Source organism: Nocardioides panacisoli, assembly GCF_019448235.1.
Lineage (GTDB): Bacteria > Actinomycetota > Actinomycetes > Propionibacteriales > Nocardioidaceae > Nocardioides > Nocardioides panacisoli_A.
In genome coordinates this window covers 2,550,548-2,571,470 of record NZ_CP080409.1, presented here as the reverse complement: position 1 = coordinate 2,571,470, position 20,923 = coordinate 2,550,548, and the positions used below count along the sequence as shown (strand labels likewise).

Here is a 20,923-nt window from a genome sequence, read left to right as displayed (position 1 = left end):
CTCAGGTGAGCGGCTGCTCAGTTGGCGGGGTCCTGTCCGGGCCCACCCGGGTTGTTGAACAGGATCCGGCCCTCGCCGGCGCGGGGGTACTCCGCGGCGGTCACGGTGCCCGTGGCCTCCAGGAAGTTGCGCAGCGAGACCTGGTCGCCCAGCGGCGTCTGCGTCACCGTCACGCCCGGCACCTCGCTGAGGTCCGGCTGACCGTCACCGCCACCGGCGGAGAAGTTCAGCTGCGCGATGGTGGCCGTGCCCGACTGCGTGGCGCCGCCGTCGACGACCACCGTGCCGTCGGCCAGCACCAGGCTCTCCACGGTCCCGTCCAGGTTGATCAGCACCTCGGTGCCGTCCGAGACCTGGATGAAGCCGCCGTCCTCGGTGCCCACGCCGTCGTCCACACCGTTCTCGACGATGTCGCGGATGGTCTGGAACGGGACGTCCTCGGCGACGCTGAGGAAGTTGCCGAAGGGCTGCAGCGAGAAGGTGTCCGCGACGGAGATGTCGCCGACCGGGACGTCGAGGTCCTCGCCCCGGATGCCGCCACCGTTCATGAAGAAGACCTGCGGCGTCGACAGTCCCAGCTCGCTCGCCTGCTCGCTGGCGCCCGCGAGGTGGGCGTCGGCGATCAGGTTGCCGAGGTTCGCCTCACGCACGCGCTTGACGGCCCGCGCATTGTCGAGCACGACCTCGGTCGAGGCCACGACCTCGGCCTCGAGCTCGGCGCGGGCCTCGGCGACGGGCTCCTCGATGGTGCGCACGGCCTCGCGGTCGGGGCGGCTGGACTCGTCGACCACCTCGATGCCCGAGTCGTCGCCATCGATGTCGATCACCTCGCCCTTCCGGTCGAAGGTCACCTGCAGGACACCGACGTAGCGGTAGTTGCCCGGCGTGGTCACGACGGGGACGGTGTCGCCGTCGGCGTCCTCGGCCAGCTGCGGGTAGTCGCCGAAGATGTTCTCCTCGTCGCCGGGGACCAGGTCGTCGCCGGGCTCGGCGAGGATCTCGTCACCACCGCCGCCGATGACGACGTCGACGCCGCTGAGCGAGCCGACCAGGTCGAGCTCGCTCTGCAGGCCCTGCAGGTGGGAGACGAGGACGATCTTGTCCACGCCCTTGCGCTCGAGGCGGTCGACCTGGGCCTGCGCGATGCCGGCGAGGTCGTCGCCGATGCCGATGTCGCCGGGCGAGGAGACCTGGTCGAGCTCGTCGGTGGTCAGGCCGACCACGCCGATGCGCTCGCCACGCTCCTTGACGATGGTGCTCGGGACCAGCTGGTCCAGGTCCGCGGTCGAGGGCTCGGTGGAGAAGTCGAGGTTGGCCGAGACCAGCGGCAGGGTCTTGCGGCCGGACTGGACCGCCTCGGCGAAGTCGGCGAAGACACCGGGGCCGAAGTCGAACTCGTGGTTGCCGATGCCGAGCGCGTCGTACCCGACGAGCTGGACCGCACGCGCGTCGTAGTCGACGCCGGCCTCGTTGGAGGCCTCGCGGGTCAGGCCGGCGAGGAAGTTGTCGCCGGAGTTGAGGGTCACCACGCCCCGGCGGCGGGACTCGCCGCGGTCGTAGGAACGCTTGCCCGCCTCACGGCGCTCGGCGCCGACCTTGGTCACGAACCGGGCGATGCCGCCGTACTCGGCGCCGTCGACCTCACCGGGCAGCAGGCTGGACTCACCGTCGTTGTTGTGCAGGATCGTCAGCGTGAAGTCGCCGCGGCCCGAGTGGCGCTTGCCGTGCTTGCGGGACTTCTTGCCCTTCTTGTGGGCCTTGGACTTGTCGTGCTTCACGTGCTGCCCGTGGGCCTGTTTGCCCTTGCCGTGGCCCCGGTCGGCGGAGGCCACGCCGGCGGAGCCGGCGAGGAGCAACGAGACGCTGGCGACGATGGCCAGCAGCAGTCGGATGGATGGACGCAGCACAGGGGTCTCCCTCGAGTAGAACGGACGCGCTCAATCCTGCATCCTCAGGTGACGCTCAGGTGTCGCGCAAGGGAGCGGCGGCGAAAAAGGTGGGCGGCCACCCCCAGATGTGGGTATCCGTGCGGTCAGCGACGGCGTACGGCGCGGTGGGCCGTCACTGCGGTGCCCGCTCGGCGTCGAGGCCCTCGGGGGTGTGCAGCGAGACGAGGAACCGGCGGGCGTGGAGCGGACGGGCGCCCCGGGTGGCGAGCGAGGCGAGGATCATCACCGTGAAGGCCAGCGGGATGCTCCACGCCGCGGGGTAGCTCATGAAGGCGCCGGGCCAGCCGCCCGGGTCGGCGCCGGAGAGGTCGAGCACGGCGGCCGTGCCCGAGGAGAGGCCGCCCACGACGAGGCCCCAGATGGCGCCGGGGGCGGTCAGGCCGTGCCACCAGATGCCCAGCAGCAGCAGCGGGCAGAACGTGGAGGCCGCGACCGCGAACGCGAGGCCGACGGTGTGGGCGACGCCGATGTCGGAGACCACCAGCGAGACCGCCACCGGGATGGTGACGGCGATGACGGCCGCGACCCGGAAGTCGCCGATCGCCGAGCGCGACGACCCGCCGGTCCGCTCGCGCAGCCGCGAGGTCACGTCCTGGGTGAGCACGCCCGACACCGCGATCGCCAGCCCCGAGGCGGTCGAGAGGAACGCCGCGAAGGCGCCGGCGGTCACCAGTCCGGTCAGCACCTCTGCGCCGAAGCCCGACAGCATCAGTCGCGGCAGCTCGAGCACCAGCACGTTGGAGCGGCCGTCCTCGATGAGCTGGCCGCCGTAGATGCGGCCCAGGCCGGCGTAGACCGGCGGCCAGATGTAGAACACGCCCAGCAGCGCCAGCACCGCGAGCGTCGTACGCCGCGCGGCCCGGCCGTCGGGGTTGGTGTAGAACCGCACGACCACGTGGGGCAGCCCCATGGTGCCGAGGAAGATGCCGGCGATCAGGGAGTAGGTGGTGTACATCCCGATGCCGCCGTCGGTGTGGAACGGCACCGACCAGCCGTCGCTGCTGGTGCCGGTCGCACCGGGGGTGCCGTCGCCGAACCAGACCGCGAGCAGCACCATCGCCGGGACGAGCAGTGCGGTGAGCTTGAGCCAGTACTGGAAGGCCTGCACGAAGGTGATCGAGCGCATGCCGCCGGAGACCACGTTGACCAGCACGACCGCGCCGACGATGACGGGGCCGGCCCACTCCGGGGCGCCGATGGCGGCCTCGAGGGTGATGCCGGCCCCCTCGAACTGCGGCAGCAGGTAGAGCCAGCCGACGCCGACGACCAGCACCGAGCAGGTGGTGCGCACGGCGCGGGAGGCGAGTCGGGCCTCGGCGAAGTCGGGCAGGGTGTAGGCGCCCGACCGCCGCAACGGCGCTGCGACCAGCACCAGCAGCACGAGGTAGCCCGCGGTCCAGCCGACCGGGTACCACAGCATCCGGGCGCCGTCGACGAGCAGCAGACCGGCGATGCCGAGGAAGGACGCCGCCGAGAGGTACTCGCCGCCGATCGCGGAGGCGTTGAGTCGCGGGTCGACGGTGCGGGAGGCCACGAAGAAGTCGCTGGTGGTGCGGGAGAACCGCAGTCCCCACGTGCCGATCGCCAGGGTGACCGCGGTGACGAGCACGACCGCGACCAGCCCGGGCAGGGCGTCGGCACTCACGACCCCTCCCGCGGCGGGTCGTCGTCGAGGGGCTCCGGGCCCGAGCCCCGCACCAGGTCGAGGAAGTCCCGCTCGTTGCGCTCCACGCGGCGCACGTAGCGCCAGCCGAGCAGCACCAGCAGGGGATAGGCGACGCCACCCAGCAGCAGCCACGACACCGGCAGGCCCAGCAGGCGCCGGTCGGCGAGCTCGGGCCAGAGGTGGAACGACAGCGGGATCGTGCCCAGCGTCAGCGCCAGCAGTCCCAGCATCCGTCCGGCGAGCAGCAGCTGCTCGCGCAGCAGCGAGCGGAGGTAGAGCCCGCCCAGCGGCGTCTGCTCGTGCACGTCGCCCCAGCGGCTGCGCTGGTACGGCGCCTGGCTGGTCCGCCGCCGCGGTGCGGTCACCCGCACCCGCTCGAGCTTCTCCTCAGTCATCGCCGGCTACCTCCCACCCCGTGCTGGTCGAGCCGCCCGAGCCGTGGGCCTTGCTGGTCGAGCCGCCCGAGCCGCGGGCCTTGCTGGTCGAGCCGGCCGAGCGCCAGCGAGGCCGTGTCGAGACCCCCGCAACGCCCATGCCGGCTCGCTCACGACGCACCACCCGAGGCGCGGCGTACGAGCACGTCGCGCAGCTCACGGGTGTGGCGTCGCGCGACGGGCAGCTCGACGTCGCCGACCCGCACCGAGGTGCGGCCGCTCTCGGTGCGCACCTCCTCGACGTGGCCGAGCGAGACCAGCAGCGACCGGTGGATGCGCCAGAAGCCGTCGGCGCGCCACTCCTCCTCCAGCGTGGAGAGCGGCACCCGGACCAGGTAGTTCTCGCCGGCCGTGGTGTGGAGCCGTGCGTAGTCGCCGTGCGCCTCGACGTGGGTGATGTCGCCGCGGTCCAGGAACCGCGTGACGCCGCCCCGCTCCACCGGCACCTGGGTGTCACCGGCCGTGCGGGACCGGTCACTGCCGCTGACGATGCGCCGGATCGCCTCGGCCAGCCGCTCGCGTCCCACCGGCTTGAGCAGGTAGTCGACCGCGTCGAGGTCGAAGGCGTCGACGGCGTGCTGCTCGTGGGCAGTCACGAACACCACCGGCGGTGCCTGCTTGAACCGGCCCAGCACCTCGGCGAGCTCGAGCCCGCTCAGCCCGGGCATCTGGATGTCGAGGAAGACGCAGTCCACGTCGCTCTCGCGCAGCGTGCGCAGCCCCTCGGTCGCGGACTGGCAGCACACGATCTCGCCGATGCGGTCGTCGCCGCCGAGGAGGAAGGCGAGTTCGTCCAGCGCCGGCTGCTCGTCGTCGACGACGAGCACGCGCAGCCCACCTCGGTTCATCCTGCGCTCACCCCCGGCGCGAACTTGGGCACGCGCACCACGACTCGGGTGCCCGCTCCCGGTGCGGTCTCCACCACCAGACCGTAGTCGTCCCCGAAGGCTGCGCGCAGCCTCCCGTCCACATTGCCCAGCCCGACCGAGTCCAGCTCGGCGTCGCCGGCGAGGGCGCGGCGTACGCGCTCGGGCTCCTCGCCGCTCCCGTCGTCCTCCACCTCGACGACGCACTCGTGGCCGCGGTCGTGCGCGGCGATGCGGAGGTGGCCGGTCTGGTTGCCCTCCAGGCCGTGGCGTACGGCGTTCTCCACCAGCGGCTGGATGCACAGGAACGGCACCACCACCGGCAGCACCTCGGGCGCGACGTTGAGGGTGACCTGCAGCCGGTCGCCGAAGCGGGCCTGCTCCAGCAGCAGGTAGCGCTCGATGGAGCGCAGCTCCTCCGCGAGCGTCGTGTACTCGCCGTGGCGGCGGAAGGAGTAGCGGGTGAAGTCGGCGAACTCCAGCAACAGCTCACGGGCGCGGTCGGGGTCGGTGCGCACGAAGCTGGCGATCGCACCGAGGGAGTTGTAGATGAAGTGCGGGCTGATCTGCGCCCGCAGGGCCCGCACCTCGGCCTCGATCGCGCGGTTGCGGCTGGCGTCCAGCTCGGCCAGCTCCAGCTGGCCCGACACCCACTGCGCGACCTCCTCGGTCGCCCGCACCAGGCCGGCCGTGGGGATCGGCGAGAACGCCTGCACCGTGCCGAGGACGCGGTCCTCGACCACGAGGGGGCTGACCACGCCGCTGCGCACCTCGCACCCGGGCGCCTTGCAGGAGAGCCGGTCGCGGTCGATGGTGCGGGTGGCCACGTGGTCGGCCGACCCCTCCTCGCCCTCGATCATCTCCGCCGCGATCGCGCCCGCCTCGTCCTGGTGGTGGTGCCCCAGCCCGTCCCAGGCCAGCGCGGTTGCGGTGTCGGTCAGTGCCAGTGCCGGCGTACCGAGCAGGGAGCGCAGGTGCGGCGCGGCCCGGCCGGCGCTGTCGGGGTTGAGCCCCAGCCGGAGCGCCGGGGAGGCGAGCGAGGCCTGGTGGAGCGCGCGGAAGGTGGCCCGGTCGGTGTCGCTGCCGAGGTGGCCCCGGCGCCACCATCGGTTGTTGCGGGCCATCACCTGCTCATCGGAAGTCGATGAGGAGCATGCCGGAGTCGTCGTCGGTGGGCGGGTCGATGCTGCCCGTGTCCGTCAGGGCGTCGCGGCCGGTCTCCTCCGGCCCCGCGACCGCCGGCCCGCCGTCGCGGGCGGGCGCGGACTCCGTGGGTACGTCGTCATCGCCGGTGGGCCCGGCCTGCTCGGCCGGCGGCTGCGGCGGCAGCTTGGGCTCGGGGCGGATGCCGAGCGCGGCGCGGAAGCACTCGGTGACGTAGGGCAGCTGCATGCCGTCCATGCCGCGGCCGTACTCGTCGTAGAAGGCGACGACCTCGGCCACCTTGGCGGCCCGGTCGTCCTCGGGAAGCGTGGAGATGTTGGACCGCGACATGGCGAAGTCGCGGATCGTCTCCCGGTCCACGGTCTGCCAGTTCTTGAACTGGTGGTGCTCGATGGGGCCGAAGTAGCGCGAGGTCTCCAACTCCTTGCCGGGACCACCCAGCTTCTCCTGCTCGCCGACGATGCGGCCCAGGCGCTTGACCCACGGGATCCGCTCGTCCTTGACGTTCCACACCAGGGACAGGAAGCCGCCGCGCTTGAGCACCCGGGCGATCTCCGGCAACGCCAGCTCCAGGTCGAACCAGTGGTAGGACTGCGCCGCGATGACCACGTCGTAGCCGGCATCGGGTGCGGGGATCTCCTCCGCGCCGGCCTGGGAGATGCGCAGCTCGGGCAGCTTCTCCGCGAGTCGGTCCAGCATCGCCTCGTCGGGGTCGGTGGCGTGGACGTCGTGACCGGCCGCGACCAGCGCCTCGGTCAGCTTGCCGCTCCCGGCGCCGAGCTCCAGCACCGACAGCGGACCCTCGCCGACCAGCCAGTCGACGGCGTCGGCGGGGTAGGCGGGACGGCCGCGGTCGTAGTGGTCGACCACGACGCCGAACGAGGTGCCGGGCGGTTCGGAGGGAGTCATGATCCCTCAACGGTAACGGGTGGGACGGCCCGATCGCGTCACCCTGCGAGCCTCGGAACCGGCGGGTCAGGACACGGTCGGCCCGGCACGGCGGTCAGCGACGGGCGTCGACGAGGTGGCGGGTCGAGTGGGCCACGAACGGCTGACCGCCACGGAGCTGCTCGTCGAGGTCCCGGAGCGCGGTGTCGTACGCCGCCACCGAGAAGTCCGGCACCCACCACGGACACTTCCGCAGCGTCCACACGACCGCGCCGATGTCGTGGAACTCCATCCGGCACCGGGCGGTGCGGAGCGTCTCGACGACGAGTCCCGCACGCTCGGCGGCTGCGGCCTCGTGGTCGGGGTGGCGAGCACGGCGGGCCTCGGGGACCGGCCCCAGGAAGAACTCGATGAGTTCGAAGGCCGATGCCGGGCCGACGTGCTGCGCGAAGTAGTGGCCTCCGGGGACCAGGACGCGGTGGATCTCGTCCCAGTCCGGTCGGACCGGGTGCCGGGAGGTGACCAGTTCGAAGCTCCGCTCCGGAAAGGGGAGGGGGCCACCGTCGGTGGCGACGACCTCCACGCCGCGTGATCCCAGCAGTGCCCGTGCACGGTCGGCATTGGGCGCCCAGCCCTCGGTGACGACCATCCGGGCAGGGAGCGCGGCGGCCTCGGCCACGACCTCGCCGCCGCCGGTGTCGATGTCCAGCGCCGATGCGACGGAGCCGAGGCGCTCACTCAGGGCGCGTCCGTAGCCCCACGGTGGCCGCTCCTCCGTGGCGCGTCCGTCCAGCCATTCGAATCCCCAGCCGGTGACGTCGGCCTCCTCCGCCTCGGCAACCAGTTCCTCATACGCCCGCATCGGCGCATCGTGTCGCCGTACCCGACCGCGTCGCAACCGGGTTCCGGCGGGCTCGGATCCCGTTCGCCGCCGATGCGACGCCGCTGAGTAGCCTTCTCCGCGTGAGTGCGGACCCGTTGGAGTGGTTGGTGGGACTGGAGGGCGTGCCCTCCGGCTTCGCCGGCGCGCGTGACGGCATCGACGCGGTGCTGCGCGACCGGGGGCTGCGGCGTACGTCGCCGGAGACCACCGCCGAGTCGTTGCTGCGGGGTGCCCACGCCAGCGGCGTGCTCGAGGGTTCCGCCTCGGAGCTGGCCGAGGTGCGTGAGGGCCGCGGCGACGGCATCGCGGCCGACGCCGTGCGGGTCTCCACAGAGCTGCTCTCGCTGGTGCCGGTGGTGCGGCGTACGCCGCTGCAGGCGTTGGCCCGGCTGCACGCCGTGGCGGGCCGTGGGTCGTTGCCCGAGGAGCGGCTGGGTCGCCCGCGTGACGCGGAGTCGGCCGAGCGGCTGCGCGCCATCGCCATCCTGTTCACCACCGAGACCGAGGCGCCGGCGCTGGCCGTCGCGGCCGTGGTGCACGCCGAGCTGATGGCGGCGACGCCGTTCGGCTCCCACAACGGCATCGTGGCGCGCGCCGCCGAGCGGCTGGTGCTGGCCGCCCGCGGCGTGGACGAGAAGTCGCTGGTCGTGCCGGAGGCGGCGCACCTGGCGCTGCGGCCGCAGTACGAGTCCAATCTGCGGGGCTACGCCATCGGCGGCACCCCGGGCATGCACTCCTGGTTGCTCTACGCCACCGAGGCGTACGCCGCCGCCGCGGACGCGAGCCCGCTGCGCAGCGCCGCGGACTGACCCGGACTCACGGCCAGGCGCCCGGTCGGGCGGTGGCGAGGACCTCGCCCTCGGCGTCCAGGGCCTCCACGGCCAGGTAGGCCGCATCCGGCATCTCCGCGGAGGTCTCGAACCCGTCGCGGTCCACCACGGCCACCGTCTCGGCGCTGTCGGCGTCGTAGCCGGCGACGAAGCGCCACTGCGCGACCTCGGTGGCGCCGTTCCAGCTGGCGTGGCCGCGACCGTCGGCGATGGTGAGCTTGGGCCGTTCGGCGGGGCGGCCGACCCACTCGTCGAGGTAGGCGCGGTAGCTGATGCCGCCGGCGAGCTCGGCGTCGCGCAGCAGCTCGCCGTCGGCGTCGTAGTGGGAGTAGAAGGGCTGCGACCCCCAGCCGATGAAGACGCTGCCGTCCGCGAGCTGCTCCAGGTTGCCCTGGCTCTCCGACAGCCGGCCGTCGGGCGGGAGGTACTCGGTCACGATGGTCGCCTCGCCGCTCGCCTCGTCCACGTCGAGTCGCAGCCCGCGGGACTGCTCGCCGATCGCGGGCGCCGCCTGGTTGTCGAACAGGGTGATGGTGCCGTCGTCCTGCCGCTCGGCGTCGTGCTGCCAGGCGAAGTAGGCACCGTCGGCCATCTCGAAATCGCTGCTCCGTCCGCCGAGGATCCAGTCGAGGCCACCGTCCTCGCGCAGCACCCGGTAGACGGCGTGGGTGTTGCGCGCCGAGACGAGCAGGGCGTCGTCGTCCTCGGTCACGGAGTTGAAGTGATACGGGTCGTACGGCGCCTCCTCGGTGCCGGACTCGCCCTCGTCGGGGTCGATCTCGGCCTCGGAGTCCGAGAGCGGGATGTTGTCCAGTGCACTCCACCGGAACACCTCCCGGCCGGTGGCGACGTCGATCTCGTGGACGACCGAGTCGCGCAGGTAGCCCTCCGCCGGGCCGCCGAGGTCGGAGAGGTCCTGCTCGACGACGGGGTAGCTGATCAGCAGGGCGGTGCCGTCCTCGGTGAGCGTCATGTCGTGGAAGTCCGCGTGCGTCTCCGGCGTCGTGACGGTCGCGATCTCGCGGTAGCGCTGGTCCATCAGCACGAACTCGCCCTCGCCGTACCCGTACTCACTGGTGTCGCCACGCCACCAGGTCAGCACCGGCGCGCCGCGGTACTGCTGCACCCGCAGGTCATACGTCCACCGGGTGTCGCCCTGCGGATTGATCCAGACCGGGGCCCCGGCAGCGTCGACGATGACGGGGCCGTTCATCGGCGCGCCCTTCTCCCGCTGGTCCTTCACGCCGAGCAGCACCAGCGCCGAGGACGCCTCGCCGGCGCCCTCGCCGACGTCGGTGATGTCGATGCGTGGGGGCGTCAGGTCCGGCCGGGTCACGAAGTCCCAGGCGACCGGCTCCGCCGGCTCGTCGCCCTCAGTGCTGTCGCCGGTGCAGCCGGCAGCCGCCAGCACCAGGCCGGTCGCCGCCAGTGCGCGGGTCCACACCCTCCGGTACGCCATGACTCAGCATAGGCCGCCCGGCGCGGTCGGGACCCGGACCGACGTTGGTCGCCTCAGATCACGCCCTGGGCGAGCATCGCGTCGGCGACCTGGATGAAGCCGGCGATGTTGGCGCCGGCCACGTAGTCACCGGGGCTGCCGTACTCCTCGGCCGTCTCCAGGCAACGGTCGTGGATGTTGCCCATGATCTCCTCGAGCCGCTGCTCGGTGTGCTCGAAGGTCCAGGTGTCGCGCGAGGCGTTCTGCTGCATCTCCAGCGCGCTGGTCGCCACGCCGCCGGCGTTGGCGGCCTTGCCCGGCGCGTAGGCGACCTTGGCCTCGGCGAAGGCATCGACCGCCGCCGGCGTCAGCGGCATGTTGGCCCCCTCGGCGACCAGCTGGCAGCCGTTGTCGATGAGCGCCTTCGCCTCGTCGGCGTCGACCTCGTTCTGCGTGGCGCACGGCAGCGCGATGTCGCACGCGACCTCCCACACCGAGCCCTGGTCGCTGTGGTGGACCTTCGAGCCGCGCTGGTCGGCGTAGTCCGACATCCGGCCGCGGTCGACGAGCTTGACCTGCTTGAGCAGCTCCAGGTCGATCCCGGCCTCGTCGACGACGTACCCGCCGGAGTCGGAGCAGCCGACGACGGTGCCGCCGAGCTGGTGCACCTTCTCGATGGCGTGGATGGCGACGTTGCCCGAGCCCGACACCACGACGCGCTTGCCGTCGAGTCCCTCGTTGCTCGCCTCCAGCACGCGCTGCGCGAAGAACGCCAGCCCGTAGCCCGTCGCCTCGGTGCGGACCCGCGACCCGCCCCAGGACAGGCCCTTGCCGGTGAGCGTGCCGGCCTCGAAGCGGTTGGTGATCTTCTTGTACTGGCCGAAGAGGTAGCCGATCTCGCGCTGGCCGACACCGATGTCGCCGGCCGGGACGTCGGTGTGCTCGCCGATGTGGCGGTAGAGCTCGGTCATGAACGCCTGGCAGAACCGCATCACCTCGGCGTCGGAGCGACCCTTGGGGTCGAAGTCCGAACCACCCTTGCCGCCGCCGATCGGGAGTCCGGTGAGCGAGTTCTTGAAGATCTGCTCGAAGCCGAGGAACTTCACCGTCCCCAGGTAGACCGACGGGTGGAACCGCAGGCCGCCCTTGTAGGGGCCGAGGGCGGAGTTGAAGCCGACCCGGAAGCCGCGGTTGACCTGCACCCGACCGTCGTCGTCGATCCACGGCACCCGGAAGATGACCTGGCGCTCCGGCTCACACATGCGGCGGATGATCGCGGCGTCGGTGTACTGCGGGTGCTTGGCCACCACCGGTCCCAGGCTGCCCAACACCTCCGAGACCGCCTGGTGGAACACGTCCTCGTCGGGGTTGCGCTCGAGGACCTCGTCGTAGATGTCCTGCAGCTTCTCGTCCACACCGGTCACGGTGGCCATCCTCTCCTCGGGCTGGGTGCCCACGCTGCCATGGAAGCGGTGGCACCACGCGACGAGGTCGCCGGGACGGCGTACGACGGCCCGATGGCGACCGGGAACGGCCACCACCGGACCGGTGGGGGAGGTGAACGGTGCAGCGCGGCGTCAGCGCATGCGGATGGTGCGGACCTTCTTCGGCCCGCCGATCCGCTTCACGGTGAGCTTGAAGACGTCGGCGCCACGGGTGTTGCGGCGCTTCTTGTCCACGTCGACCTCGCCGTCACCGTCGGCGCGGTGCACCTTGTTGTGGAACGTCCGGCCGTCGTGGCGCAGGACCACCCGCCACTTGGTCCCGGGGCGGGCGTCGTCGAGGTCGACGTCGACCTCGAACCGGCCGTCGTCCTTCTCCACCTCGAAGTCCACCTCGGCCCCGGCGATGCGGAACTCGCGGTCCTTCTCGGGGCCGGCGCTGGCCGGCGCGGCGCCCAGCATGCTCACCGGGGCGGCGAGCAGGGCGGCGGCGCCGAGGGTGGCGGTGGCGCGTCGGATGCTGGTCATGGGGACTCACTCCTGGATCTCGGGTCTCGATGGCGACGCCAGTCTCCGCACGCCGGGTGAGTCCACCGTGAGCCGCTGATGAAGGAGTTCTCATGGAGCAGGGCTCGGCGCCCGGCCCCGCGTCGGCAGCGTGGCCTGCGTGGTCGTCTGCGTTCGGGGAGGTCTCGACACGCCGGTTCCGGCCTCGCGAGCTCGGCCGGACGACTGCTCGATCCGATCCCGGCTGCATGGCCCGCGTCGTCGTCTGCGGTTCGGGGAGGTCTCGGCACGCCGGTTCCGGCCTCGCGAGCTCGGCCGGACGGCTGCTCGACCTTGCCGCCGAGTCGCGACATCCCTCGTTCCTCGGGATGTCGCGGGCGGCAAAAATGCAGGTGGCACCCGAGTCGTTGGAAAGGCTCGAGTGCCACCGCCACACATGAGCCCTGGGCTACCAGGCGTGCTGTATCGAGCTGCGGACCCGGCTCTTTGCCGATGACCGTCACCCTGAAGAAGGGTTGATCGCCGCGTGGGTACCCGGCTCATGTGTTGCTCTGGAGTTCTGGGTCATGTCTACGCCTGCGCGCCCCCGGATTCAAGGCTTGTGTTTCGTCACCGGGGAGAGGATTCTGGCTGGTTGGGGCCGGTCGTCGCCGGCCCGCGATCACGTGGTCTCGCGACGGCGTACGCCGGCCCACACCGCGGCGCCCACGGCCACCACGCCGCCCACGGCCAGGGCAGCCAGCGTCGGCTTGGCCGGCGGCAGCGGGAGCCGGGTCTGCAACGCGACCGGCTTGGTGAAGAACAGGATCGGCCACTGCCGTTCCTCGGCGGCGCGCCGCAGGTCCTTGTCCGGGTTGACCGCGGCGGGACGGCCGACGGCCTCGAGCATCGGCACGTCGGTGACCGAGTCGCTGTAGCCGAAGCACTGGGTGAGGTCGTAGCCCTGTTCCGCGGCCAGGTCGCGGATCGCGGTCGCCTTCTCCTCGGCGTAGGCGTAGTAGCGGATGTCGCCGGTGTACTTGCCGTCCACGATCTCCAGCTGGGTGGCGACCACCCGGTCCGCGCCGAGGAGGGCCCCGATCGGCTCGACGACGTCGGAGCCCGAGGAGGACACGATCACCACGTCGCGGCCGGCGCGGTGGTGGCTCTCGATGAGCTCCATCGCCTCGTCGTAGACGATCGGCTCGACGATGTTGAACAGGGTCTCGGCAACGATCTCGCGCACAGTCTCCACGTCCCAGCCGGCCACCAGTTGCGACATGAAGCCGCGCATCTTCTCCATCTGGTCGTGGTCGGCGCCACCGACGAGGAAGACGAACTGGGCGTAGGCCGAGCGCAGCACCGCGCGTCGGGAGATCAGGCCGCCGGCCTGGAAGGGCTTGCTGAAGGCGAGCGCGCTCGACTTGGCGATGATCGTCTTGTCGAGGTCGAAGAACGCCGCGGTGGGAGCCGCCTGTCCACCCATGTCCTCATCGTAGGAGCCCGGTGTCCGCGACGTCGCACCACACGGGTGACGCGACGGGCCCGTTGTCGTCCACAGGACTGGTCGTGGCCGGCCCCGTCCACAGGTCCCGCGCCGGCAGCGGCGCCGTGGAGGTGGGCCGACGCAGGCTGGCGCCATGACCACGACCGAGCCCGACCCCACCGCGCCGCTGGTGGTGACCGCCGATGACGACCTGCTCGCCGAGCTGTTGCCGCTGGCCGCCGCTGCGGACGTCGTCCCCGTCACCACCCGCGAGGCCCACGCCGCGTTGCCCGCCTGGGGCCGGAGCCCCGCCGTGCTCGTGGGTGCCGACCAGGCCGACGCGGTGGCGCTCCTCGCGCCCGAACGTCGGGCCCACGTCTACGTCCTGACCCGGGGACCCGCCCCCGACGACCTCTTCCGCACCGCCCTGCGCCTGGGCGCGGACCAGGTCATCGACCTGCCCGGGTCCACCGAGTGGCTCACCGAGCTGCTCGCCGACCTCGGCGAGCAGGCTCCCCATCGCGGTCGGGTGATCGGGGTGATGGGCGGATCGGGCGGTGCCGGCGCCACCACCTTCGCTGCCGCGCTCGCGCAGCGGGCGGCGGCCCGGGACCAGGCCGTCGTCATCGACTGCGACCCGCAGGGCCCCGGCATGGACCGCGTGCTCGGCCTGGAGCGCGCCGAGGGCTTCCGGTGGGACGCGCTGTGCCGCACCACCGGTCGGCTCAGTGCCCGGTCACTGCGTGAGGCGCTGCCGCACCGGGGCCGGCTGCGGGCGCTGTCCTGGTACGCCGGCGAGGCCACCACGACCCTGCAGCCCTTCGCCGCGCGCGAGGCGCTGTCCGCCGCCCGCCGCGGCCACGGTGTCGTCGTGGTCGACCTGCCGCGCACCCCGGACCCCTTCGTCGACGAGGTCGCCGGGCGCTGCGACGAGCTGCTGCTGGTCTGCACTGACACCGTGCTCGGTGTCAGTGCGACCGCCCGGATGCGCCAACGCTTCGCCCACCATGCCGGACTCGGACTGGTGCTGCGCGGCGAGGCGCTGGCCGCCGCCGACGTGGCCCGCACCGTGCACGCACCGGTGCGCGTGCAGATGCGCGACCAACGGCGCCTGGCCGAGATCCTCGACCTCGGCGGCGGCCCCGCACCGACCCACCGCGGGCCGCTCGCCCGCGCCGCCGCGACGATCGTCGCCGCATGATCGGCGGCCCCGCCGCGTCGGCGCCCACCGCCCTCGTGGAGGAGGTGCGCCGTCGACTCGCCGACGATGCCGGCGGACTCACACCGCACCGGGTCGCCGAGGCACTCCGCGCGGCCGGGCGACCGGTCGGCGACGCCACCGTGCTCGCCGTCTACGAGTCGCTGCGGCGTGACGTCCTCGGCGCCGGACCGCTGGAGGACCTCGTGCGCCGGCCCGGCGTCACCGACGTGCTGGTCAACGGCCCCGGCCCGGTCTACGTCGACCGCGGCACCGGCCCCGAACCCACTGACGTCCACCTGCCCGACGAGGCCGGCGTACGACGCCTCGCGCAGCGGTTGGTCAGCAGCGGGGGTCGCCGGCTCGACGACGCCGCGCCGTACGCCGACGTCCGGCTGCCCGACGGCACCCGCTGCCACGCGGTGCTGGCGCCGCTGGCCCGGCCGGGCACCGCGATCTCGCTGCGGGTGCCGCGGCGCGGTGGGTTCACCCTCGACGAGCTCCTCACTGCGGGCACGCTCTGCCCCGAGACCCGTCGCTGGCTCGCTGGCGTGGTCGAGCGGCGGCTCGCGTTCCTCGTCACCGGCGGCACCGGCAGCGGCAAGACCACCCTGCTGGCCGCGCTGCTCGGCGCGGTGCCGCCCGAGGAACGACTGGTCGTGGTCGAGGACGCCACCGAGCTGCGGCCCGACCACCCCCACGTCGTCGGACTCGAGGCCCGGCCGGCGAACCTCGAGGGTGCCGGCGCGGTGGTGCTGCGTGACCTCGTGCGCCAAGCGCTGCGGATGCGCCCCGACCGGCTGGTGGTGGGGGAGGTGCGCGACGCCGCGGTGGTCGAGCTGCTGGCCGCGATGAACACCGGCCACGACGGTGGCTGCGGCACCCTCCACGCCAACGCACCGGCCGACGTCCCGGCGCGGATCGAGGCGCTCGCACTGGCCGCGGGACTGGCCCGGGAGGCGGCCCACAGCCAGCTCGGCGCCGCACTCGACGTCGTGGTCCACCTCAGCCGCGACCGCGCCGGTCGCCGGTGGGTGAGCCAGCTCGGCACCGTCACCCGGGACGCCGCCGGACTGGTGCGGGTCGTCCCGGCCGCCCACGTCGACGCCACGGGCGGGGTCACCTTCGGGCCCGGTGCCGACGCCCTCGCGGAGCTGGTCGGGTGAGGCGGCGGTGATGGTGGCGCTGTGCCTCGCCTGTGCGGGCCTCGCGGCAGCGTGTGCCGTGCCGCCGCGGGGGCTCGCCCGCGCATCCGGACGGCGTACGCCGGCACTGGCCGCTGCGGTCGTCGCGCTCGGTGTCGCCGGCGGATGGGCCGCCGACCGTCCCCGGCTGCTCGTGCTCGGGCTGGTCGGCACGGCGGTCGCCGCGGTCGGCCACCGGATGTGGCGGCAGCGGCGCGCCGACCGCGCCGCGGCAGGGGAGCGCGCCCACGTGGTCGCCGCCTGCGAGGGCATGCAGGCCGAGCTCGCCGCGGGTCAGTCGCCGGGGGCGGCGCTCGCGTCGGCGGCCGGGAGTTGGCCGCTGCTCGCGCCGGTCGACCGGACGGCCGCGGCGGGTGGGGACGTCGCCGCTGCGCTCCGGTCGGCCGCCGTGCGTCCCGGGGCCGGTGACCTCCGGTTGCTCGCGGCGGCGTGGGAGGTCGCCCACCGCACGGGCCACGGCCTCGCCGATGCCGTGGGACGCGTCGCGGCGGAGCTGCGGGCGACCGAGCGGACCCGCCGCATCGTCACCGGCGAACTGGCCGCGGCCCGGGCGACCGCCCGGCTGGTGGCGGCCCTCCCGCTGGTCGCACTCGCCATGGGCAGCGGGGCCGGCACCGACCCGTGGTCCTTCCTGCTCGGGCACCCCCTCGGCATCGCCTGCCTGGTCGCCGGCCTGGCCTGCGGGCTGGCCGGACTCGCCTGGATCGAGGCCATCGCCCGCGACGTCGACCGGACCCGCTGATGGTCGCGGTGGCCGTGGTCGCCGCGGGCCTCGCGGTGCTGCTCGCCGCGCCGGGAGCGGCCCGGCCACCGTCCGCGACGGCCGGGCGGCGCCCCGAGGCGGTCGACCACGACGCCCACGACCTGGGGCCGATCCGTCGGTGGCGGTGGGGGTGGGCCCTCGCCGCGGGGCTCGGCGCCGCCGCCTTCGTCGGCGGTGGCCCGGGCCTCCTCGCCGGCGCGGTGGCCGGTGGAGCGGTGGCCCACGTCGCCGGCCGGGTCGAGCCGCGCGGCGCACGACGCCATCGGGAGGCGGTGCGGCACGACCTGCCACACGTGGTCGCCCTGGTGGGCTCGGCGTTGGGGTCCGGTGCCGATCCGGCGGCCGCGATCTGGCTGGTGTCCCGGTCGCTGCCGGGGCCGGCTGCGGAAGAACTGGCCGCGGTGGCGGCGCGGCTGGAGTTCGGTGCCGATCCCGCGCAGGTCTGGGGCGACCTGGCGGCCGATCCCGCGCTGGGGCCGCTGGGTGCCACCCTGCTGCGCGCCCACCGCACCGGCACCTCGGTGGTGGCGGCCACGGACCGGCTCGCCGACGACCTCGCCGATGCGGCTCGCGGCGAGGTCGAGGACCGGGCGCGGGCGGTCGGCGTCCGTGCCGCGGTCCCGTTGGGGGTGTGCCTGCTCCCGGCGTTCCTGCTGCTGGGGATCGTGCCGTTGGTGGCGGCACTGCTGGGCGACCTCCAGATCTGGTGAGCACCGTGTCGCGCCGGTCGTGGTCCACAGCGGCCGTGCGGGGCACCCGGGCCTCCACAGCCCTCCCCGACCGGCGCGGCCCGGGCGCCTCCCGGCGGTTGGCTGCAGGGGACGGGCCGCAGCCGGCGGCCCCGGACCAGGAGGTGCACATGACACAGCGCGACGCCGACGACCAACGCGGCAACCCCAGGGACGAGCAGGGCATCACCACGGCGGAGTACGCCGTCGGCACGGCCGCGGGCGCCGGCCTGGCCGGGCTGCTCTACCAGCTGCTCACCGGCGGGTTCGGTGACCAGCTGTTGCGTCGGCTCTTCGACCACGTGCTCGGACTCCTCGGGCTCGGGTGATGCGCCGTCGTGAGCGGGGCGCGGTCACCGCCGAGCTGGCCCTCGGCCTGCCGATCCTGTGCGCGGTCACCCTCGGGCTGGTGTGGCTGCTCTCGCTGGGGGTCGCCCAGGCGCGGACCGTGGACGCCGCCCGAGAGACCGCGCGGGCGGTGGCACGCGGGGACGACACCGGGGCCGCTGTGGCGTTGGGGGAGCGGGTCGCCCCGGACGGGGTGTCGGTCGAGGTGGAGGCGGGCGGCGCGCGGGTCGTCGCCCGGGCCTCCGGGCGGGTGCGCGGCCCGGGCGGACTGTTCGACTTCCTGCCGGGAGCGGAGGTGTCGGCCGAGGCCGTCGCCGTCGCCGAGGACGCCGGTGCGGACTGAGCGCGGAGCGGCGACCGTGCTGGTGGCGGCGGTGATCGGCGTGCTGCTCCTGCTGGGTGCGGCACTGGGTTTCGTCGTCGGCATCGTGGTCACCCAGCGCCACGCCCAGTCGGCGGCGGACCTGGCCGCGCTCGCGGCTGCCGAGGCCGTCGCCGACGGGCGGGACGGGTGCGCTGCCGGCGCGACGATCGCGCGGTCCAACGGCGGCCGCCTCACGTCGTGCGAGGTCGCCGGCACCACCGTGACTGTGTCGGTGGCCGTCACCGGGCCCCGCTGGCAGGAGTGGTCGGTCGACCTGACTGCCGAGGCCCGGGCGGGCCCGGCCCCCTAGGACCCGAGCAGCACGTCGAGCAGCCGCACGGCTCCCGGCTTGTCGAGCGGGTCGTTGCCGTTGCCGCACTTGGGCGACTGGATGCAGGAGGGGCAGCCCGCCTCGCAGTCGCACGCCACGATGGCGTCCCTGGTCGCGGTGAGCCAGGACCGAGCGGTGCCGAAGCCCCGCTCGGCGAACCCCGCACCACCGGGGTGCCCGTCGTGGACGAACACCGTGAGCCGTCCCGTGTCGGGGTGCCGTGCGGTGGACACACCGCCGATGTCCCACCGGTCGCAGGTCGCGAAGAGCGGCAGCAACCCGATGGAGCAGTGCTCGGCGGCGTGCGCCGCGCCCGGCAGGTCGGCCTCGTCGAGCCCGGCGGCGGCCAGCGCCTCCTCGGGCACCGTCCACCACACCGCCGTCGTCTGCAACGTGCGGGCCGGCAGGTCCAGCGGCCACTCGCCGAGGACCTCGCCGGTGCCCGGGCGGCGACGCAGGTAGGAGGTCACCTGGCTGGTCACCTCCACGGTGCCGAGGCCGAGGTCGCAGCGTCCCCACCGCTCCTCGCGGGTCTGCGCGACGATGCGGATGTCGGTGACGTCGCGGGCGGTCGTGGTGTAGTCCACCTCGGTGCGGGTCAGGACGGCGACGTGGTCGTCGAGGTCGAGCTCGTCGACCAGCCAGGTGTCGCCACGGTGGACGTAGACCGCGCCCTCGTGGGCGGTCGCGTGCGCGCGGCCGCCGTCGACGGTGCCCACGACACGGCCGGTGGTCCCCTCGACCAGCTGCACCTCCCGACCGCCGCCGGACCGGATGTCGGCCAGGTCGGCCGCGCGCCGCCGGTCGGTCCAGAACCAGCCGTGGGGCCGCTTGCGGAGCAGGCCGGCAGCGACCAGCTGGTCGGCCACGGCGCGGGCGCTCTCGCCGAAGAGCGGGAGGTCCTCGACGGTGAGCGGCTTCTCCTGCGCTGCGGCACACAGGTGGGGTCCGAGCACGTAGGGGTTCTCGGGGTCGAAGACGGTGCCCTCGACCGGCCGACCGAGCAGCGCGTCGGGATGGTGCACGAGGTAGGTGTCGAGCGGGTCGTCGCGCGCCACGAACACCCCGAGGGCGCTGCCGCCGGTGCGTCCGGCCCGGCCGACCTGCTGCCAGAACGCCGCCCGGGTGCCGGGGAACCCGGTGACCACCACCGCATCCAGGCCGCTCACGTCGATGCCGAGCTCGAGGGCGTTCGTCGCGGCCATGGCCAGCAGCCGTCCGCTGCGCAGGTCTTCCTCGAGTGCTCGCCGCTCCTCGGGCAGGTAGCCCCCGCGGTAGGAGTCGACCCGCGCCGCCAACGCGGGGTCGACGTCGGCCAGCAGGTCCGACGCGCGTTGGGCGAGCTGCTCGACACCGCGCCGCGAGCGCACGAAGGCGAGCGTCCGTACGTCCTCCACGACCAGGTCCGCGACGAGGTCGGCGGTCTCGGCGGTGGCGGGGCGGCGTACGGGGGCGCCGTTCTCGCCGGTGTGGGAGGTCAGCGGCGGCTCCCACAGGCCGACGGTGAGCTCGCCGCGCGGCGAGGTGTCCTCGGTGACCGCCGCGACCTCGTGCCCGGTCAGCCGGGAGGCGGCGTACGCCGGATCGGCGACGGTGGCCGAGGCGAGGACGAACGTGGGGTCGCTGCCGTGCTCGGCGCAGACCCGCCGCAGCCGCCGCAGTACGTGGGCCACGTGGGCGCCGAAGACGCCGCGGTAGTGGTGGCATTCGTCGACGACCACGTAGTCGACGGTCCTGAAGAAGCGGTGCCAGCGCTCGTGGGCGGGCAGCAGCGAGCGGTGCAGCATGTCGGGGTTGGTGAGGACGTACTCGCCGTGGTCGCGGGTCCAGTCGCGTTGCTCGGTGCTCGCATCGCCGTCGTGGGTCGCCACGCGCACGTCGAGGCCCAGCCCCTCGATCGCCGCACGCTGGTCCTGCGCCAAGGCCTTGGTGGGGGCGATGTAGAGCACGCTCGCCCCGCGCCGGCCCCGCGGACCGCGCCCCTCGCGGATCGCGGTCAGCCCCGGCAGCAGGTACGCCAGCGACTTGCCCGACGCGGTCCCGGTCGACACCACGACGTGGCGGCCCGCGTGCGCCGCCTCGGCCGCCGCCACCTGGTGCTGCCAGGGCCGGCGTACGCCGCGCGCCGCGAGCGCGGCGACCAGGTCCGGGTCCACCCATGCCGGCCAGTCCGCGTACGTCGCCTCCCGCGCCGGCCGCACCTCCACGTGCGTCAGCCGCCCCTCCCGCCGCGCCCCCGACGCCAGCCGCTGCACCAACGCGGTCGGGTCGAGGTCGCTCACCACCCGATTGTCCCAAGGCGGCGGGAGCGATCCCCGGCCGACCGGGGATCGCCCACCTTGTCCGGCACTGCAGTGCCCGACAAGGTGAGCGAACGCAGGACAACCCCCGCGACCACCGCGCGACACGCGCGTGATCCACGTCACATCACCTGTGTGGCGTAGGCCACATTCT

General features: G+C 73.7%; 20 protein-coding genes. 8 read left to right on the top strand and 12 right to left on the bottom strand.

Annotation, left to right across the window (positions count from 1 at the left end; genetic code table 11):
* Positions 1–17: 17 nt before the first annotated feature.
* The 7 genes from KUV85_RS12455 to KUV85_RS12425 form a co-directional block, all read right to left on the bottom strand.
* On the bottom strand, positions 18–1,907 hold the full coding sequence (locus KUV85_RS12455) for a bifunctional metallophosphatase/5'-nucleotidase (protein ID WP_219960217.1): 1,890 nt from the start codon (positions 1,905–1,907) through the stop codon (positions 18–20).
* A gap of 154 nt (positions 1,908–2,061) precedes the next feature.
* A complete protein-coding gene (locus KUV85_RS12450; RefSeq protein WP_219960216.1) occupies positions 2,062–3,594 on the bottom strand; it encodes a cation acetate symporter in 1,533 nt (510 codons plus the stop codon).
* Positions 3,591–4,010, bottom strand: coding sequence for a hypothetical protein (locus tag KUV85_RS12445; RefSeq protein ID WP_219960215.1), 420 nt, complete (start codon positions 4,008–4,010; stop codon positions 3,591–3,593). The genes KUV85_RS12450 and KUV85_RS12445 overlap by 4 nt, the downstream gene beginning before the upstream one ends.
* A 149-nt stretch (positions 4,011–4,159) precedes the next feature.
* On the bottom strand, positions 4,160–4,897 hold the full coding sequence (locus KUV85_RS12440; RefSeq protein WP_219960214.1) for a LytR/AlgR family response regulator transcription factor: 738 nt from the start codon (positions 4,895–4,897) through the stop codon (positions 4,160–4,162).
* On the bottom strand, positions 4,894–6,039 hold the full coding sequence (locus KUV85_RS12435) for a sensor histidine kinase (RefSeq protein ID WP_219960213.1): 1,146 nt from the start codon (positions 6,037–6,039) through the stop codon (positions 4,894–4,896). Before KUV85_RS12435 ends, KUV85_RS12440 begins: the two co-directional genes overlap by 4 nt.
* Before the next feature lie 7 nt (positions 6,040–6,046).
* A complete protein-coding gene (locus tag KUV85_RS12430; protein ID WP_219960212.1) occupies positions 6,047–6,988 on the bottom strand; it encodes a class I SAM-dependent methyltransferase in 942 nt (313 codons plus the stop codon).
* A gap of 94 nt (positions 6,989–7,082) precedes the next feature.
* Positions 7,083–7,829 (bottom strand): class I SAM-dependent methyltransferase, encoded by a 747-nt coding sequence (locus KUV85_RS12425; protein WP_219960211.1) that lies wholly within the window; start codon positions 7,827–7,829, stop codon positions 7,083–7,085.
* A 101-nt stretch (positions 7,830–7,930) separates the two neighbouring features.
* On the opposite strand from KUV85_RS12425, the gene KUV85_RS12420 reads away from it, so the two are divergent.
* A complete protein-coding gene (locus KUV85_RS12420) occupies positions 7,931–8,659 on the top strand; it encodes a hypothetical protein (protein WP_219960210.1) in 729 nt (242 codons plus the stop codon).
* 7 nt (positions 8,660–8,666) lie between these two features.
* Here the strand turns inward: KUV85_RS12420 and KUV85_RS12415 are convergent, their stop codons facing one another.
* The 4 genes from KUV85_RS12415 to KUV85_RS12400 all read right to left on the bottom strand — a co-directional run bounded on the left by KUV85_RS12415 (position 8,667) and on the right by KUV85_RS12400 (position 13,532).
* Positions 8,667–10,139 (bottom strand): arylsulfotransferase family protein, encoded by a 1,473-nt coding sequence (locus tag KUV85_RS12415; RefSeq protein WP_219960209.1) that lies wholly within the window; start codon positions 10,137–10,139, stop codon positions 8,667–8,669.
* Positions 10,140–10,192: 53 nt separating this feature from the next.
* Positions 10,193–11,533 carry an NADP-specific glutamate dehydrogenase gene (gene gdhA, locus KUV85_RS12410; RefSeq protein ID WP_237690287.1) on the bottom strand — a complete coding sequence of 447 codons (1,341 nt, stop codon included), beginning with the start codon at positions 11,531–11,533 and terminating at the stop codon, positions 10,193–10,195.
* A 162-nt stretch (positions 11,534–11,695) separates the two neighbouring features.
* The gene (locus KUV85_RS12405; protein ID WP_219960208.1) at positions 11,696–12,088 is read right to left on the bottom strand and encodes a hypothetical protein; all 393 of its coding nucleotides are present in this window, start codon (positions 12,086–12,088) and stop codon (positions 11,696–11,698) included.
* A 640-nt stretch (positions 12,089–12,728) separates the two neighbouring features.
* A complete protein-coding gene (locus KUV85_RS12400; protein ID WP_219960207.1) occupies positions 12,729–13,532 on the bottom strand; it encodes an HAD family hydrolase in 804 nt (267 codons plus the stop codon).
* A gap of 154 nt (positions 13,533–13,686) precedes the next feature.
* On the opposite strand from KUV85_RS12400, the gene ssd reads away from it, so the two are divergent.
* From ssd to KUV85_RS12365, 7 genes are all read left to right on the top strand, one after another.
* Positions 13,687–14,733, top strand: coding sequence for a septum site-determining protein Ssd (ssd, locus tag KUV85_RS12395; protein ID WP_219960206.1), 1,047 nt, complete (start codon positions 13,687–13,689; stop codon positions 14,731–14,733).
* A complete protein-coding gene (locus KUV85_RS12390) occupies positions 14,730–15,896 on the top strand; it encodes a TadA family conjugal transfer-associated ATPase (RefSeq protein ID WP_219960205.1) in 1,167 nt (388 codons plus the stop codon). Before ssd ends, KUV85_RS12390 begins: the two co-directional genes overlap by 4 nt.
* A complete protein-coding gene (locus KUV85_RS12385) occupies positions 15,865–16,677 on the top strand; it encodes a type II secretion system F family protein (protein WP_219960204.1) in 813 nt (270 codons plus the stop codon). Before KUV85_RS12390 ends, KUV85_RS12385 begins: the two co-directional genes overlap by 32 nt.
* Entirely contained in the window at positions 16,677–17,408 is a 732-nt protein-coding gene (locus tag KUV85_RS12380; RefSeq protein WP_219960203.1) for a type II secretion system F family protein, read from the top strand. Before KUV85_RS12385 ends, KUV85_RS12380 begins: the two co-directional genes overlap by 1 nt.
* A 149-nt stretch (positions 17,409–17,557) precedes the next feature.
* Positions 17,558–17,755, top strand: a complete 198-nt coding sequence (locus KUV85_RS12375; RefSeq protein WP_219960202.1) for a DUF4244 domain-containing protein — start codon at positions 17,558–17,560, stop codon at positions 17,753–17,755.
* Positions 17,755–18,117, top strand: coding sequence for a TadE family protein (locus KUV85_RS12370; RefSeq protein WP_219960201.1), 363 nt, complete (start codon positions 17,755–17,757; stop codon positions 18,115–18,117). Before KUV85_RS12375 ends, KUV85_RS12370 begins: the two co-directional genes overlap by 1 nt.
* The gene (locus KUV85_RS12365) at positions 18,107–18,448 is read left to right on the top strand and encodes an Rv3654c family TadE-like protein (RefSeq protein ID WP_219960200.1); all 342 of its coding nucleotides are present in this window, start codon (positions 18,107–18,109) and stop codon (positions 18,446–18,448) included. Before KUV85_RS12370 ends, KUV85_RS12365 begins: the two co-directional genes overlap by 11 nt.
* On the opposite strand, the gene KUV85_RS12360 is transcribed toward KUV85_RS12365, so the two are convergent.
* Positions 18,445–20,751, bottom strand: a complete 2,307-nt coding sequence (locus tag KUV85_RS12360) for a DEAD/DEAH box helicase (RefSeq protein WP_219960199.1) — start codon at positions 20,749–20,751, stop codon at positions 18,445–18,447. The two genes, KUV85_RS12365 and KUV85_RS12360, sit on opposite strands and share 4 nt — an antisense overlap.
* Between the last annotated feature and the right edge of the window lie 172 nt (positions 20,752–20,923).

Bases quoted from the DNA above. Each gene is read 5' to 3' on its own strand.
- KUV85_RS12445 (WP_219960215.1), bottom strand. From the start codon at position 4,010: ATGACTGAGGAGAAGCTCGAGCGGGTGCGGGTGACCGCACCGCGGCGG.
- KUV85_RS12440 (WP_219960214.1), bottom strand. From the start codon at position 4,897: ATGAACCGAGGTGGGCTGCGCGTGCTCGTCGTCGACGACGAGCAGCCG.
- KUV85_RS12435 (WP_219960213.1), bottom strand. From the start codon at position 6,039: ATGGCCCGCAACAACCGATGGTGGCGCCGGGGCCACCTCGGCAGCGAC.
- KUV85_RS12430 (WP_219960212.1), bottom strand. From the start codon at position 6,988: ATGACTCCCTCCGAACCGCCCGGCACCTCGTTCGGCGTCGTGGTCGAC.
- KUV85_RS12425 (WP_219960211.1), bottom strand. From the start codon at position 7,829: ATGCGGGCGTATGAGGAACTGGTTGCCGAGGCGGAGGAGGCCGACGTC.
- KUV85_RS12415 (WP_219960209.1), bottom strand. From the start codon at position 10,139: ATGGCGTACCGGAGGGTGTGGACCCGCGCACTGGCGGCGACCGGCCTG.
- KUV85_RS12405 (WP_219960208.1), bottom strand. From the start codon at position 12,088: ATGACCAGCATCCGACGCGCCACCGCCACCCTCGGCGCCGCCGCCCTG.
- KUV85_RS12400 (WP_219960207.1), bottom strand. From the start codon at position 13,532: ATGGGTGGACAGGCGGCTCCCACCGCGGCGTTCTTCGACCTCGACAAG.
- ssd (WP_219960206.1), top strand. From the start codon at position 13,687: ATGACCACGACCGAGCCCGACCCCACCGCGCCGCTGGTGGTGACCGCC.
- KUV85_RS12390 (WP_219960205.1), top strand. From the start codon at position 14,730: ATGATCGGCGGCCCCGCCGCGTCGGCGCCCACCGCCCTCGTGGAGGAG.
- KUV85_RS12380 (WP_219960203.1), top strand. From the start codon at position 16,677: ATGGTCGCGGTGGCCGTGGTCGCCGCGGGCCTCGCGGTGCTGCTCGCC.
- KUV85_RS12375 (WP_219960202.1), top strand. From the start codon at position 17,558: ATGACACAGCGCGACGCCGACGACCAACGCGGCAACCCCAGGGACGAG.
- KUV85_RS12370 (WP_219960201.1), top strand. From the start codon at position 17,755: ATGCGCCGTCGTGAGCGGGGCGCGGTCACCGCCGAGCTGGCCCTCGGC.